The organism is Deinococcus deserti VCD115, from assembly GCF_000020685.1.
GTDB classification, from domain to species: domain Bacteria; phylum Deinococcota; class Deinococci; order Deinococcales; family Deinococcaceae; genus Deinococcus; species Deinococcus deserti.
Map to the genome: position 1 here is coordinate 1,895,823 of NC_012526.1, position 14,735 is coordinate 1,910,557.

Below are 14,735 nucleotides of genomic sequence, written 5' to 3' on the forward strand. Positions count from 1 at the left end.
CTGACGTTCCAGGTTTCCAAGGTCCTATGAAGTCCGTGGAGTGCGCCTGATGTGCTGAAGCTGTCTTTACGTGGACGGACGCAGCAAGTCTGGTCCAAGCTCAGCCAGCCGCACCTTGCCGCACAGGGCCATGGCCAGCTGCAGTTCCTCGCGCAGCAGTTCCAGGGTATGCCGCACTCCGGCTTCGCCCGCCAGGGCCAGCCCGTAGAGTGGCGCGCGGCCCAGGAATACCGCGCGGGCACCCAGAGCCACGGCCTTCAGCACATCGGTTCCACGGGTAATGCCGCCGTCCAGGTAGATCTCAGCCCTGCCCTGGACCGCCTGCACGATCTCGGGCAGGACTTCCAGCGGGGTGACGGCGGTGTCGAGCTGCCGGCCACCGTGATTGCTGACCCAGACATGCCCGCCGGACTCCACGGTCAGGGCCGCGTCCTCGGCGGTGTGAATACCTTTAAGTACGATCGGGAGCCGCGTCACCGAGCGCAACCACTCCAGATCCCGCCAGTTCATGCTGGGATCAAACAGGGTGTTGAGGTAATTCAGGTCATCAAGGTGCTCGGTGCCGGGTTGTCGCCTCCCCACGTTGGGCAGGCTCATGCCTTCAGGCAGGTGCAGCGGTGAGCGCAGCATTACCTCACGCCGGCCGAGAAATGGGGTGTCTACCGTCAGCACCAGGGCGCGGGCTCCAGCGGCTTCGGCGCGCTGCACCAGGTCACGGCTGACCTCGCGGTCACGGTAAAGGTACAGCTGGAACCACATGCGGCCTGCCGCTGCCTGGGCCACATCCTCGATGGGTTTATGACTCATGGTGCTGAGGGTGGCAAGGCTGCCGGCAGCGGCGGCAGCAGTGGCCGTGGCGACCTCGGCTTCCGGATGCACCAGGCCGTGCATGGCGCACGGGGCAATCCCAACCGGAAAGCTCAGCGGCAGGCCAAGGACCTCGGTGCTCAGGTCTATGTGGGAAACGTCCACCAGAACACGCGGGCGCAGCTTTACGCGGGAAAAGCTGGCACGGTTGGCGCGCAGGGTATGTTCGTCGTTGGCGCCGCTGGCGTAATAGTTCAAAGCGTCGGGCGGCATGATCTGCTGCGCGGCAGTTTCCATGTCGGTCAGGTTGAGCAGCTGGGGCAGGTCCAGGGCAGTCATCGGGCCTCCTGTCGAGGGGAACGGGGGTTACAGTGCACCGCATGCTGGCATATCCAGCCAGCCACGGCGGTATGGAGCAGCATTCTGGACCCCGGCGCGGGTCAGTTCAGCAGCAGGAATCCGACGTGTTCTCAGGAAGGCGGCCGCGGTTTCATGCAGGCGCTCATCTGACTGCCGCGCGTTCATCCATGCTCACACCGGAACGGCAGGGCCGCAAAAGCCGGCAGGAGTGTCCACCTACAGGCCACAGCTTTATTAAGGAGACCCGGCCATGCCGTCTCCAGGCGCAAATACTAGAGTTGCCTGCGTTGTAACGGACTTGCATGAAGTTTGTATCTAAAATGAAAAAAACGTCCTACCACCGCCTCATTCAAAGGACCCCTTCATGTCACTTACCGTCGAAAAAAGTATCAGGCTTCCTCTTCTCCTTCTGGTGATTCTGCTGAGCAGCTGTGCTTTTGTCGCAGGCGCCGTTCTGGGCTGGCCTCTGGGGCTTGGTCTGCTGGTGGCAGTAGGGGCCGGCGCTCTGCTGTCGCCCAGCTGGAGCCTGGCTCTGGGACTGGTTCTGGGAATCGTGACAGCCGCAGCCTGGCAAAGTGGCACTCTGCAGGTCTCTGAAGCCGCTGCCCCAGGCCTGAACTGGCTGTGGCTGGTCGGCGCGGCGGTGCTGCCCCGCCTGAGCAGTGAAGTGGCGTATCAGGCCCGCACTGCCCAATCCATGATCAACCAGCAGGCCCAGCTTCTCACCCAGCAGACCGAACTTCATGCAGTCACCGATCTGCCCGGTGCAGGCCTGGCACAGATGTTCGTCGGCGTGCTGCAGGCTGAATATCAGCGCTCAGGGGGCCAGGGAGCTGCTATGGCCGTGAGAATCACCGACCTGCCGGTTGCCCGGCAGCTGTACGGCTCGGATGAAGTGGCAACCACCCTCCGCCGGGCGCGTGACGCGGTACGCGGCGAGCTCCGCGCCAGCGACTGGCTGTTCCAGCTGACCGACGAACTGTTTCTGGTCATCGCCAACGTTGGGCAGGAGCCCGATGGACACATTTCCATGGCCCGCAGGGTGGCGGCGAAGGTCAACCGCGTGCACCGCATCACCATGCAGACACAGGTCATGGTTCTCCCCAATAACATGGCATTCCCGGCCATGCTGGACCACCTGCTGAGCAAGACGCCCTTCATCCCCCCAGCCGACGAGCCTGTGCAGGTCACCATGACAACGCCGGTATCAGAACCCTGATTCCTGATCTTGAGTTGAGCACTTTTTAGATTTGCCCAATCTCGGGTTGTGTTGCCAGGAAACAGGTGAGCAGACAATCCTTTTCACAGAGCCGCCAGGGATGGTTTCCTGGCGGCTCTGGTTTTCCATCTCTCTTCTGAACGCCAAGACATGTTTTGGAACCTTCAAGGCATACTGCACCGTATCCAAAACCAGATGCCTGTGCATATCAGACTTCCCCGGTTCCTGCGACCCCTGATGGATAAGCTTGTTGCCTCAAGTGGCCCACGACCAGGCGAAATCATTCACCCTCCCGCCGCACTGAATCTGAAGCGACGTACGCTGCTCTATTTCAAAGCCGAAGCATGTATCGGGTGTGATCAGATGGACCGTTATATTGCGCGGCTTGCAGCCACGGGTGGGGTTGACCTGCGGGTTATTGACGCCCGCCGGGGAGACCTCCCCGAGCATGCCTATGGCGATCAGTTGTTGCTGGACAGTCGGGGAGAACTGTGGAAACAGTACCGCGTCCGCGCGTTTCCCACGCTGGTGCTGACCAGTGCAGCGGGAGACGTGGAGTCCACGCTGGTGGGAAACCCAGAAAATGAGGCTCAGGTCAGGAGCCAGCTGGGCCTGAGCTGACGGCAGCAACTCACTTAGGGCCGATGAATGGCCGAGTCTTCCCGGGGAACGCTCCCATGATCAACAGTCTGATGCCGCCGGCTTCCGCCTGGAGCCCAGGCCGGACACCACGGTGCGCCATCATGGACACATGACCCCTGAGGCTCTGTCCGCGCTACATGCCCGTTTCGGAGAGCAGCTCAGCACTGTCCCGGCTGTCCTGGATGCCCACGGCCGGGACGAGAGCGGCCTTGAACACGTGCGGCCCCACGCTGTCGTTTTTGCCCTGAGCGAGGCAGATGTGGTGGACGCCCTGGCCCTGGCCCGGACCCATCAGTTTGCGGTGGTGCCGTTTGCCGCTGGCAGCAGCCTGGAAGGCCAGCTGATCCCCCTTCGTGGCGGCCTGTCCCTGGATGTCAGCGGTATGAAGAAGGTGGTGGAAGTGCAGCCCGGCGGATTCCAGGCCACCGTCGAGCCGGGGGTCACCTATCCCGAACTCAACAGGCTGGTGCGGGCGCAGGGGCTGTTCTTCCCGGTAGACCCGGGCGCCGAGGCCAGTCTGGGGGGCATGGCATCTACCAATGCCAGCGGCACCGGAGCGGTCCGCTACGGCACCATGCGCGACAACGTGCTGGAGTTGCGGGTGGCCCTGATGGACGGGCGGGTCATCCGGGTCGGGAGCCGCGCGCGCAAGACCAGCGCAGGCTACGACCTCAAGCACCTGTTTATCGGGGCTGAGGGCACGCTGGGGATCATTACCCAGCTGACGGTCAGGCTCTGGCCGCTGCCGTCTCATGTGGTCGCCCTGCGCTGCCCGTTTCCGGATGTGGAGGCGGCTGCCGCCTGTGCGGTCAGCGTGATGGCGGCCGCCCTGCAACCCGAACGGCTGGAACTGATGGACGCTGAGGGGCTGCGGGCCGTCAATGTGCACAAGGGCACGTCCTTTCCCGAGCGGCCTACCTTGTGGATCGAACTGGCCTCGCCCAGTGCGGCTGCACTGGAAGAAGCGCTGAGCCTGTGCCGGGAGTTGTGCCTGGATGCCGGGGCCCTGGAAGTCGGTATGGCGCGCACCGCTGCTGAACGCGCCGCCCTGTGGGAGGCCCGTCACCACGCCTTCTACGCACTCAAAGCGCTGTACCCCGACCACACCACCCTCAGCACCGACCTGTGCGTGCCGCTGCAACATCTGCCCGCGATCATCGCGTTTACCCGAGCCCAGGTGGACGCAGAGGGCCTGCACGCCAGCCTGCTGGGTCACGTGGGCGACGGCAACTTTCATGTGCTGTTCCATGCCCGGCCCGACGACACCACAGTCTGGGCCCGTATAGAAGCGGTCTATGACCGGATGATCGCGCAGACGCTGGCCCTGGGCGGCACCTGCAGCGGCGAGCACGGGGTGGGGTTACACAAACGACGCTTCCTGGCGCAGGAACACGGCGAGGCCCTGGACCTGATGCGGGACCTCAAGATGCTGCTCGACCCACACGGGTTGCTTAATCCCGGCAAGATCCTGCCGGACTGCTGAGCAGCGCCTGCGAGCGAATAAAACTCCCAGCGCAATCGTTCCAGGAACGGTGCGCTAGCCTCAGGACGGACCCTACCTATGAAGATTCACGTCCTGCCCCCTCATGTCGCCCGCTTGATCGCCGCCGGCGAGGTGGTGTCGCGCCCGCTGGACGTGGTCCGTGAGCTGCTGGACAACGCCCTGGACGCTGGGGCCACCCGGGTCGACATCGAGGTTGAGGGCGGCGGGCTTTCGCTGGTGCGGGTGCGTGACAACGGCTCGGGAATTCCGGCCGACATGGTGGCCCTGGCCCCCGCCCGGCACGCGACCAGCAAGCTGGCCCCCGAGACTGACGCCGTGAACCGGGTCACGACCCTGGGCTTCCGGGGTGAGGCGCTCTGGGCCGCGGCACAGGCGGGTATCCTGGAGCTGGTCACCCGCCCGGCGCAGCAGGTCGGCGCGGCGCAGGTGAGCGCTCACGGTGATCAGCTCAGCGTCTCGCGCACCTCTGCCCCCGCAGGCACGACCGTGACTGTGCGGCATCTGTTTGCCCATCTGCCGGCCCGGCTGCGGACCCAGGCGACGCCCGCCGCCGAGGTCCGTGAGATCACGACACTGATCGGCCGTTACGTGCTGCACCATCCGGGACTGCACTGGCGCCTTACCGTGGATGGGGAAGCGCGGCTGACGCACGCACCGTCCGACCACCGGGGTGCGGTGGCCAGCGTCTATGGCCCGCTCAGCGCCAACCGGGTGGTCAGCCTGGAAGCTCCGGGGCTGCGCGGCGTGGTCTCCCGCCCGGAATTGACCCGGGCGCGGCGGGACCGGATGCATTTCAGTATCAACGGCCGACCCGTGGTGGCTGCACCCGAACTGGAAAAGGCGGTCATCGAAGGGCTCGCCGAACTGATTCCGGCCGGCGTGGCACCGCTGTGCGTGCTGGATCTGACAGTCGAACCCGAGAATCAGAACCCGAACGTTCACCCGGCCAAACAGATTGTCGCGCTGGCTGATCTTGGCGCGGTAGCCGCCCAGGTCCGTGACGCGGTGGCACAGGCCATGGCGGGTCAGGTCCTGGCACGGGGTATGCCAGCGCTGAGATCTCCCACCGAGAGCGAGGCAGCCCCACGTCAGAGCAGCTTCCCGCGCCTCACCCAGCTTGGCCTCTATCAGGACCTGTATCTGCTGGCGCAGGGAGAGGGAGACCTGTGGATCGTGGACGCCCACGCCGCTCACGAGCGCGCGCTGTATGAACAGCTGACCCGTGACCTGAGGGCAGCTCCGCCGCATGAGCTGCCGGAGCCGGAACTCCTGCACCTGACCCCGGGCCAGCTGGCCCGGCTGCACGAACGCGGACCTGAACTGCGAAGCTGGGGGCTGACTATCGAGGACTTCGGTGCTGGTCTGGCGCGGCTGCGGACCGTGCCGGCCACCCTGGCCGCACTGCCTGTTCCCCGACTGCACGAACAGATTGTCGAGGCCGCACTCGGCGACGGCCCTGACCCTCAACGCGACGTTCTGGCGCGGCTGGCCTGCGCACCTGCCCTGAAAGCCGGCATGCTGACTCTGCAACTGGGCGAACAGGTTCTGGCCGCCCTGAGCACCTGCGAACAGCCCTGGTCGTGCCCGCACGGCCGCCCGACCACCCTGCGGCTGGCCGAACGTGATCTGGCCCATGCTTTTGGCCGACGCGGCGTGCGTGACGTGGCGCGTGGGCGCGACACCGAACCGGCACCGGTTCCTGGCCGCTAACACCTGCGTTCAGATTGGCCCTCTCCCCCGCCAGAGGGAGCATGATATGTGGGGGCATACAAACATGGTTGAAGTGTTGTTGCTCGGCAGATTCAGTCTGTGTGTGAATGGGCGGCCCGTCACGCTGCCCACCCGCAAGGCATTTGCATTGGTGGCGTATCTGGCTGTGGAAGGCGCAACATCCCGCGCTATGCTGGCCAGTCTGCTGTGGGGCGACACAGACGAGGAACGTGCGCGCGGCCACCTGCGACGCGAAGTGTACCGTCTGCGCCAGTCGCCCCTGGCTTCCCTTGTGGTCACGTCTCCGGATGCCGTGGCTCTTGATCCGGCAGGTCATACCTGTGACGTAACCTGCTTTGAAGCGCAGTACCACGCCGGACAGTGCAGCTCCGCGCTGAGGCTCTGGCGAGGCGAGCTGCTCGAGGGCTTTGACCTGCGCTGTGCCGAGGGCTTCGAGCTCTGGCTGCAGCAACGCCGTGAGGCACTGGCATGCATCCATCACGGTCTCCTGGCGTCATGTGCCAGAGCCGAGGAGGAGGCCGGGCAATTGCGGACCGCGCTGGCCCTGCATCAGGAACTGCTGCGAAGTGACGAACTGGCTGAACCTCATCACCGGGAGGTTATGCGGTTACATGCCCGGCTGGGCGAGCGTGGCGCGGCCCTCCAGCAGTTTGCCCGGTTAAGGCAGGTGCTGGCTGACGAACTGGCGCTTGAGCCTCTGCCAGAAACGGTGGCCCTGGCGCGCGAGATTCTGCGGGGTACGCCCTCTCCAGCGTTGCCAGCCGCGTCTGTTCTGCCCCTGGTGGGCCGCGAACGTGAATGGGCCCAGCTGGAAGAGGCCTGGGCCCGGGGCCAGATGACCTATCTGTGTGGCGAGCCAGGAGTGGGCAAGACACGGCTGATGCTCGACTTCGTGGCGACCAAGGGAGCCTCGGTACCCAACGATGGCCGTCCTGGCGATGTGGGTCTGCCTTACGCATCAATTGCGCGGGGACTGCGGCAACTCCTGGAACGGCAACCGGGTCTGATGAACGAACTGGCGCCGTGGGCCCGGAGGGAACTCTCCCGCCTGTTGCCCGGCATGTGGAACGAGGTCTTGCCGCCTCTTTCCTCGCACGAGGACCGGCTCCGGCTGTTCGAGGCCGGCATGGCGCTGCTGGCCCTGGGAACCCGCGGATACGTGGCCCTGACGACCGACGACCTGCATCTGTTTGACCCCCAGAGTTTCGAGTTCGGCGCCTGCTTTACTGCTGGTCCACCGGTTCCCCCCTGGCCACCTCTGCGCGTGCTGGCCACCTTTCAGCGCCGTGAGCTGCCGGACGCCGCGTGGGAGGCAGTGCAGACCCAGGTCGAGCGGGGCGCCGCCGCTCTGATTGAGGTTCAGCCACTGTCATGCACGGCACTGGCTGATCTGCTGCGCGGACTGGGCCTGCCGGAAGCGCAGGCGACAGAGCTGTCTGTTCCGCTGCACCGCTATACCGGTGGCAACCCACTGTTTGCTCTGGAAACGGCGCGGTATCTGATGGACCAGGGACAGCTGATTCACGGGCTGACCTCACACATGCTCCCACCCCGGCAGACCGGAGCCATTATCCGGCGCCGGCTCGACAGCCTGCCGGCAGGAGCGCTCCGGCTGGCGCAGGTGGCCGCTGTGGCAGACAGGGCATTCAGCCTGGAGCTGGCTGGACGGGTCCTGAACACCGAGGCACTGACGCTGACCCCCGATCTGCAGGCACTGGAACAGGCAGGGCTGTGGCAGGGTGAGCGCTTTGCCTACGACCTGCTCCGTGTCTCTGTCCTGGCCGGGCTGCCCGTCGCCAGCCGGCGCCTCCTGCAAACCCGGGTCCTGTCTGCCCTGCATGAGGACCCTGCTCAGCGCGCTGCCCAGAACGAGCTCCGGCTGGCGCCGTAAGGGGCCCCACAGGAACGCATCTGCCCTGATTTCCCAGAACCGGCGCCATGCAGGTCCTGAAGCCCGGAGCAGTGGTCCCGGGACTGCCCCTTCTGACCACTCAACTCTGCCAGTCCCGGCTTTGCCACGCTGTTGCCACGCACATATTCCTAAGCTGCCTTCTGTCCCCGCAAGCTCGTTCCAGGGAGAGGTGCAAGAATGATTCAGCAAGGGAAACGCAGGGCCGTTCTGGGTGTGCTGGTGCTGGGCATGGCACTGGCTCAGAGTCAAAACAGCTGGACTGTGGTTATCAATGGTCGGCCTGCCCCGGGACGGGCCATCGTGGTAGACGGCAAGACATACGTGCCTCTGGACGCGTTGCGTGCCGTTGGCGTCACAGCGGCCACCGCGCAGGGCACCCTGAACCTGACCCTGCCTGGCGCAGCGCGCCCGGCCACCACACCTCAGGCGCCTGGCGGTGCCAATCAGGTAGCGGCTGTCGAGGGCTGCATCGGGGATCAGCTGTTCAACGGCGTCTTGAGGCTGCGGGTGCAGAAGGTCGAGGACCTGGGACGGCAGTGGGGCGTGACCGTCGAGGTGCGCAACGGCACCAGCAAGCGAATCAGCACCACGGCCGCCACGGGAATCGACATTTACAGCGAGGAGCTCAGCCTGGCCACCACTGACGGCAACACGCTGACCCATTCCAGCGCCGGGGACGCCTGGTCGCTGGCCATCCGGCAGGCCCTGCCCCCGGGCGGAGGCTTCGTGGTCCGCAAGGAGTTCGAGAAACGCGGCGAGGGGAAGCCACAGAAACTCGTGTTTGTGCTTGATCCCAGGTCCAAAGGCCGGGACACCTCGCTGCGCTACACCGTCGCCGACCCCAGCTTCCGCGTGCGGCTTGATTGCCAGCGTTAAAACCGTGATCAATAACAGGATTCCTGCTTTGGGCGCAGGATGCCCTGCTCAGCGTTATGTGCCGCCCCCTGGAGTTTCTGGAGGATTCCAATGACTAAACCTTCCTCTTGCGCCCAGTCCCTCCCAGCCTCGGTTCACGCCACATGGACGCGACGGGCAACGTGTGTCATGGTCCTGGCTTCGTTCCTGCATTCGTGGGGCGGTGCCCAGGTGCGGCCGCTGCCGGTGCAACCCATTCAACCGATGCGCCCGGCACCTGTCATCATCCAGCCGCTGCGGCCGCTTCCCACGACTCTGCGCCAGCTCGATCAGCTTCCCCGGGCAGAGCTGATGAACATGATCACACTGGCCAATATTCAGTTCACGCAGATTCCCCGGCCTACCTTGATTATTCCGCTCCTGCTGCCGCCCATTACTAGGGTCGGACCAGCTACACAGGTGGTTCAGGACACGCCGGACGGACAGGTAGCTTGCTCCGTTCAGCGCTACAGCCTGCGTGCCGCGCCGCCCGAACATGCCATGAAAACACTGGACCAGGACAAGCTGTGGGTGGGCTCGCTGGTCAGGACCGCTGGCCTGGAACTTGGCAGCATGACTGCTATCAACATTCCCGAAGACCGGCGCAACCCCTACCGCGTGACCTCAGCACTGTCCACCGTGTCCGGTTCAGCTACCATTGCCCCCAACCAGACCGCCTATAACTTGGCTGCAGCAGCCGTGCGTCAGGGTATGGTCGGCAACCCCTTCGGGTCTACCGTCCGCTACGAGATCACCGAGCAGAGCAGCGCCGAAACGTCTGCCCTGAAGCTGGGCCTGAAAGCCGGCGGTATCGGCTACAGCGTCAAGGCAGCTGGCAGCCTCAGCAGTGAAAACCGTCAGAACCGCGTGTCGGCCGCCTTCGTTCAGAATGCCTTCACCATGAACGCGGACCTGGGTGGACGCTCGGCCACCGAAGCTTTCCTGAAGAATCCCACTGCTGAAGATCTGGCGGCGGTGACCAGCCCAGGCAGTCCTGCGGCCTACATCGACTCGATCACTTATGGCCGGCTGCTCTTTGTCGAAATGACCAGCAGCTACACCTCACAGCAGATGAAGGCCGCTCTCGACGCCTCCTATTCCGGGGTCAGCGCCAGCGCTCAGGCCGAATCACAGAAGGTGCTCAGCGACAGCCGCTTCAACGTGTACGCCGCTGGCGGCAGCGAGCAGGCTGTCGTGGACCTGATCCGTACCCAGAAACTGGCCCAATATTTCAGGGACACGTCTGACCCGCGTACCCTGGTGCCTATCAGCTTTACAGCCCGCAACTTCACGGACGGGACCTACGCCGCGTCTTCTACTACAGGCGAATTCGCCGAATCAGTCTGTAACCCCAACAGCGTGAAGGCCTGGGTGCGCGTGTCATACCGCTCTATCGAACCGGAAGACAGCAAATACGATGACGTGTTTGGCGAAGTTGCCCTGGACGGAACGGGTATCTGGAGCCTGGGCTCCGGCAACCGGGTAGACCTGTATAAAGGTCAGACTCTGAACCTGTACCGTGCTGCGCAGCCCCTGACACTGAATTATGGGCAGGCCCGCACCATGACCCTGACGGGCCGCCTGATGGACTGGGACGCAGGCTCTCCGAACGATGTGATCGGCGTCTGGAACGAGGCCATAGATCTGAGAGCCGTAGCAGAAGAACTTAAGTCCACCGATCTGGTCCGACGTGAGTTCCGCAAACGCGGGGAGGCTGACGCCGATGGAGTCATGATCGTGGAGTTCAGCCGCAACAATTGAGCCCAATAGGAAGGGGCGTGGGGCGATGACCGTCCCACGCCCTTTATCCTGTGCCTCATGTCTGTTGTAACCCGCATTGCCCCCAGCCCGACCGGTGATCCTCACGTCGGCACCGCGTATATCGGCCTGTTCAATTACACGCTTGCACGCCAGGGCGGCGGAAAGTTCATCCTGCGCATTGAGGACACTGACCGCAACCGTTATGTGCCCGACAGCGAGAAGCGCATTTTTCAGATGATGCAGTGGCTGGGGCTGACGCCCGACGAGTCGCCGCTGCAGGGTGGCGAGAACGGCCCCTACCGCCAGTCCGAACGCTTCGACCTGTACGGCGACTACGCCCAGCAACTGGTAAAGTCCGGCCACGCCTACTACGCCTTCGAGACGCCTGAGGAGCTGTCATCCCTGCGTGAGGCCGCGCAGGCCCAGGGCCGCGTGATCGCGATTCCCAGCCGCGACCTCGACCCGGCTGAGGCCCAGCGCCGTGTGGACTCTGGCGAGCCGGCCGTGATCCGCCTCAAGGTGGACCGTGACGGCGAGACGATAGTCAATGACCGGCTGCGCGACCCGATTCATTTCCAGAACCGCGAGATCGACGACAAGGTACTGCTCAAGGCTGACGGCTTTCCCACCTACCACCTGGCCAACGTGGTGGACGACCGGCTGATGGGCGTGACGCATGTGGTCCGCGCCGAGGAGTGGATCACCAGCACGCCTATTCACGTGCTGCTGTACCGCGCTTTTGGCTGGCCCGAGCCGGTCTGGGCTCATATGCCCCTGCTGCGCAATGCCGACAAGAGCAAGATCAGCAAGCGCAAGAACCCCACCAGCGTGGAATGGTACCAGCAGCAGGGCTTCCTGCCCGAGGCCATGCTGAACTTCCTGGCCACCATGGGCTGGACGCACCCGGACGGCCTGGAAGTGTTTGACCTCGACGAATTTGCGCGGGTCTTCCGCCTGGAAGACGTCACGCTGGGCGGCCCGGTGTTCAGCCTCGACAAGCTGCGCTGGTACAACGGCAAGTACCTGCGGGAGGTGCTGAGCGAGGAGGAGGTGGCCCGGCGCCTGCACGCCCACCTGTCCGGACAGAAGGTTGAGCTGCCCGGAGTCACCGGTGCGGACGATCCCTATTTCCGCGCTGTGTCCCGCCTGATGACGCCGCGTATCGAGGTCTTCTCGGACTTTATGGACAAGACCGCCTACTTCTGGTCCGACAGTTACCCTGTGGACGAGAAAGCCCAGAAAGCTATTGAGGCGGGCCGCGATGTGCTGCCTGCCGTGGCTGCCCGCCTGAAAAACCTGCCCAGCTTCGACGCCGCGAGCATCAAAGGCGCCTTTCAGGCCTACGCCGAGGAGCAGGGCCTGAAGCTCGGCAAGGTCATGCCGCCGGTGCGCGCCGCCGTTGCCGGCACCATGGAGAGTCCGGATCTGCCGGACCTGCTTGAAACCCTGGGCCGCGAACGCGTGGTCTCCCGGATAGAGCGCGCCAGCCGCAGCTGAGCCCGGAAAGCGCCGATGCCACCCCCGGGCGCGTAGAATGCACCAAACGCTCGTTAGGAGGAATCACGAATGGAAGATCGCCGCATCAGGGTTCTGATCGCCAAACCCGGCATGGACGGCCATGACCGGGGCGCCAAGGTGGTGGCCCGCGCGCTGCGTGACGCGGGAATGGAAGTCATTTACACGGGGCTGCGCCAGACAGCAGACATGATTGTCAACGCTGCGGTGCAGGAAGACGTGGACGCCATTGGCCTGAGCGTGCTCTCAGGCGCGCACATGCATTACTTCCGCGAAGTTATGGCGCTGCTGCGCGAAAAGGGTGTCGACGACATCATTGTGTTTGGTGGCGGCATCATTCCTGATCAGGACCTGCCGCAGCTCAAGGAATGGGGTGTAGGTAAGGTATTCACACCTGGCGCCAGCACCCAGGACGCAGCGGAATACCTGCGCACCGAAGTGCAGCGCCGCTGGCAGGCGCAGGGCTCCTGAGCCCCTGGCGTCTGCAGTGCCAGCCTCCCTGTCATGACTGTCATTCCGCATGACTGAAACGGCCCCAGCCAGCGCCACCGCCCGGTCTACAGCCGGGCAGCTGTTCCCACTGTACGGAGCGCAGGCGCTGGCTACTGGGGCAACCACGGTCAGTACAATTCTGTCCAGCGTGATTATGAGCGGGCTTGGCCGCGAGGACCTCAGCGGCCTGCCCGCCACGCTGATCAGTTCAGCGGCAGCCCTTTCGGCGGGGATGTTCGGGGCATTGATGCTGTCGCGCGGACGGCGTTTCGGTCTGACCACTGCCTTCGTCCTGGGGGTCAGTGGCGCCGTGACCGGCTTTCTGGGCGCGCGTGCCGGGCTGGTGCCGGTGTTCCTGATGGGCGCTGCACTGATGGGAGCTGCGCAGGGTGGGTACCAGCAGGCGCGCTACGCCGCCGCCGAGTGTGTTGCCCCCGAACGGCGGGGCTCAGCTTTGGGTCTGTTGATGCTGATGAGCGTCGTGGGTTCCCTGTTGATTACAGGTGCCTCCTCGGCGGTAGAGCAACTGGGCGAGCGGCTGGGCACCACCGCCGAGATCGCCGGGTGGCTGGTCGCGGCCGCACTTCTGTCTGTTGCCGCGGTCCTGATGAGGGCGTGGACCCCTCCAGCCACCCGGGAGCCACTGCCAGTCCGTTCGAGCCGTCCACCCCTTCGGGAAACGTTCTCTATCGCGGGGGTACGCAGTGCAGCGCTGGGCCTGGCGACCGCCCAGGGGGTCATGGTGACCCTGATGAGCCTGACCCCGCTGCGGGCCCATCATGCTGGGGTGGATCATGCCGGAGTGGCCGGGCTGATCAGCGCGCATATTGCCGGGATGTTTGGGTTTGGCTGGTTAACTGGTCCGCTGGTCGACCGCCTGGGCATGCGCTTTGGCTACGCTACAGGTGCCGCGCTGCTGGTCGCCGCGGCGCTCAGTGCCCTGGGCCCTGGCACCGCCTGGCTGGGGGCCAGCATGTTTCTGCTGGGATTGGGCTGGAACCTGGTTTTTGTAAGTGGCAGCCGGTTCCTGACCCGTTACCCGGCTGCGCAGGGGGTGACTGACAGTCTGGGGTACGTGGCCTCCGGGACGGGGACCCTGCTGGGCGGCCTGCTGATTGCCCGCGCCGGTTTTCCGGCCCTGGCCCTGACCTGCGCAGTTCTTTCGCTGCTGCCCCTTCTGAGTGCGTGGCGCTCCGGGAAGAGACGCGAGGTGTCGTCGGTCCAGCCCTGAGCCCCGGTGCCGTCCGGTCTATACCGGCAGCTCCATCCTCCCCGATGCATCCGGCCGACAGCATTTTGCGTGTCAGCCGGATTTTTTAGTGATGGTGCGCGGCGGGGCCACAGGTCAGGCGGGCGCCGCTTTGAATTCTCCTCACGCGTTTCGGATTTTCCGGATGTACTTGTGGGATGGCAGCTGAAGCCTCAACCTTCAGCGTCTGGCATATCTCAGCTCGCACCAGTCTTCTCGTCTCCAGGAGATCTGCACCTATAATTAACTTTGTTCTGAAAGGCCGCTGGCACGGTGAAATTTCTGATCAAGACCGCTGTTTCAGAGGCAAGGAATCGACAGCGGTCACACCGGCCTGCAAAGCGGCGACGAAGTCACAGTGAGCTTCAAAGTGGGCCATCACATGCTGCGCCGCCACTCCACCCAGACCTGGGGGCGCTACAGCCTGGAAGGTTTGCCCAATGACACTTTCATTCTGACCAGCTTTCTGAGGCGCGGCGGCGTCACAGGACACGACGTGCTGCCCGACGAGGACGATCAGGAATGGGGCGGCGAGATCATATCTATAGAGGGCGGCATAAGTTGACACCTAATTTGAGGCAACTGAGGATCACCAAGCGCTGGCCACTGCCTCCTGGCAGTGAGATAAATTGTCACTGTTGTCCACCCT

Annotated in this window: 12 protein-coding genes; 11 read left to right on the plus strand and 1 reads right to left on the minus strand. The window is 64.4% G+C overall.

What is annotated here, in order from left to right:
* Positions 1-66 precede the first annotated feature (66 nt).
* Positions 67-1,146, minus strand: coding sequence for an alpha-hydroxy acid oxidase (locus DEIDE_RS09000; protein ID WP_012693644.1), 1,080 nt, complete (start codon positions 1,144-1,146; stop codon positions 67-69).
* 385 nt (positions 1,147-1,531) lie between these two features.
* On the opposite strand from DEIDE_RS09000, the gene DEIDE_RS09005 reads away from it, so the two are divergent.
* From DEIDE_RS09005 to DEIDE_RS09055, 11 genes are all read left to right on the plus strand, one after another.
* Complete coding sequence (locus DEIDE_RS09005; RefSeq protein ID WP_012693645.1) at positions 1,532-2,386, plus strand: hypothetical protein; 855 nt, start codon at positions 1,532-1,534, stop codon at positions 2,384-2,386.
* A gap of 237 nt (positions 2,387-2,623) precedes the next feature.
* Complete coding sequence (locus DEIDE_RS09010) at positions 2,624-3,007, plus strand: TlpA family protein disulfide reductase (RefSeq protein ID WP_162485432.1); 384 nt, start codon at positions 2,624-2,626, stop codon at positions 3,005-3,007.
* A gap of 130 nt (positions 3,008-3,137) precedes the next feature.
* Positions 3,138-4,511: an FAD-binding oxidoreductase gene (locus DEIDE_RS09015; RefSeq protein WP_012693647.1), complete on the plus strand. Its 1,374-nt coding sequence runs from the start codon at positions 3,138-3,140 to the stop codon at positions 4,509-4,511.
* A 78-nt stretch (positions 4,512-4,589) separates the two neighbouring features.
* A complete protein-coding gene (gene mutL, locus DEIDE_RS09020; protein WP_012693648.1) occupies positions 4,590-6,242 on the plus strand; it encodes a DNA mismatch repair endonuclease MutL in 1,653 nt (550 codons plus the stop codon).
* Positions 6,243-6,345: 103 nt separating this feature from the next.
* Positions 6,346-8,154, plus strand: a complete 1,809-nt coding sequence (locus DEIDE_RS09025) for an ATP-binding protein (RefSeq protein ID WP_162485433.1) — start codon at positions 6,346-6,348, stop codon at positions 8,152-8,154.
* Positions 8,155-8,352: 198 nt separating this feature from the next.
* Positions 8,353-9,051: a hypothetical protein gene (locus DEIDE_RS09030; protein WP_012693650.1), complete on the plus strand. Its 699-nt coding sequence runs from the start codon at positions 8,353-8,355 to the stop codon at positions 9,049-9,051.
* A 168-nt stretch (positions 9,052-9,219) separates the two neighbouring features.
* Positions 9,220-10,830 (plus strand): thiol-activated cytolysin family protein, encoded by a 1,611-nt coding sequence (locus tag DEIDE_RS09035; RefSeq protein ID WP_041227195.1) that lies wholly within the window; start codon positions 9,220-9,222, stop codon positions 10,828-10,830.
* A gap of 57 nt (positions 10,831-10,887) precedes the next feature.
* Positions 10,888-12,327, plus strand: a complete 1,440-nt coding sequence (gene gltX, locus DEIDE_RS09040) for a glutamate--tRNA ligase (RefSeq protein WP_012693652.1) — start codon at positions 10,888-10,890, stop codon at positions 12,325-12,327.
* Between the two features lie 69 nt (positions 12,328-12,396).
* Entirely contained in the window at positions 12,397-12,816 is a 420-nt protein-coding gene (locus DEIDE_RS09045; RefSeq protein WP_012693653.1) for a cobalamin B12-binding domain-containing protein, read from the plus strand.
* A 49-nt stretch (positions 12,817-12,865) separates the two neighbouring features.
* Positions 12,866-14,068 (plus strand): MFS transporter, encoded by a 1,203-nt coding sequence (locus tag DEIDE_RS09050; RefSeq protein ID WP_012693654.1) that lies wholly within the window; start codon positions 12,866-12,868, stop codon positions 14,066-14,068.
* A 400-nt stretch (positions 14,069-14,468) separates the two neighbouring features.
* Entirely contained in the window at positions 14,469-14,651 is a 183-nt protein-coding gene (locus DEIDE_RS09055) for a hypothetical protein (RefSeq protein WP_012693655.1), read from the plus strand.
* The last annotated feature ends 84 nt before the right edge of the window (positions 14,652-14,735 follow it).

Coding starts and splice junctions, on each gene's coding strand:
- DEIDE_RS09030 (WP_012693650.1), top strand. CDS start 8,353: ATGATTCAGCAAGGGAAACGCAGGGCCGTTCTGGGTGTGCTGGTGCTG.
- DEIDE_RS09005 (WP_012693645.1), top strand. CDS start 1,532: ATGTCACTTACCGTCGAAAAAAGTATCAGGCTTCCTCTTCTCCTTCTG.
- DEIDE_RS09010 (WP_162485432.1), top strand. CDS start 2,624: ATGGATAAGCTTGTTGCCTCAAGTGGCCCACGACCAGGCGAAATCATT.
- DEIDE_RS09015 (WP_012693647.1), top strand. CDS start 3,138: ATGACCCCTGAGGCTCTGTCCGCGCTACATGCCCGTTTCGGAGAGCAG.
- DEIDE_RS09055 (WP_012693655.1), top strand. CDS start 14,469: ATGCTGCGCCGCCACTCCACCCAGACCTGGGGGCGCTACAGCCTGGAA.
- DEIDE_RS09035 (WP_041227195.1), top strand. CDS start 9,220: ATGGTCCTGGCTTCGTTCCTGCATTCGTGGGGCGGTGCCCAGGTGCGG.
- gltX (WP_012693652.1), top strand. CDS start 10,888: ATGTCTGTTGTAACCCGCATTGCCCCCAGCCCGACCGGTGATCCTCAC.
- DEIDE_RS09045 (WP_012693653.1), top strand. CDS start 12,397: ATGGAAGATCGCCGCATCAGGGTTCTGATCGCCAAACCCGGCATGGAC.
- mutL (WP_012693648.1), top strand. CDS start 4,590: ATGAAGATTCACGTCCTGCCCCCTCATGTCGCCCGCTTGATCGCCGCC.
- DEIDE_RS09000 (WP_012693644.1), bottom strand. CDS start 1,146: ATGACTGCCCTGGACCTGCCCCAGCTGCTCAACCTGACCGACATGGAA.
- DEIDE_RS09050 (WP_012693654.1), top strand. CDS start 12,866: ATGACTGAAACGGCCCCAGCCAGCGCCACCGCCCGGTCTACAGCCGGG.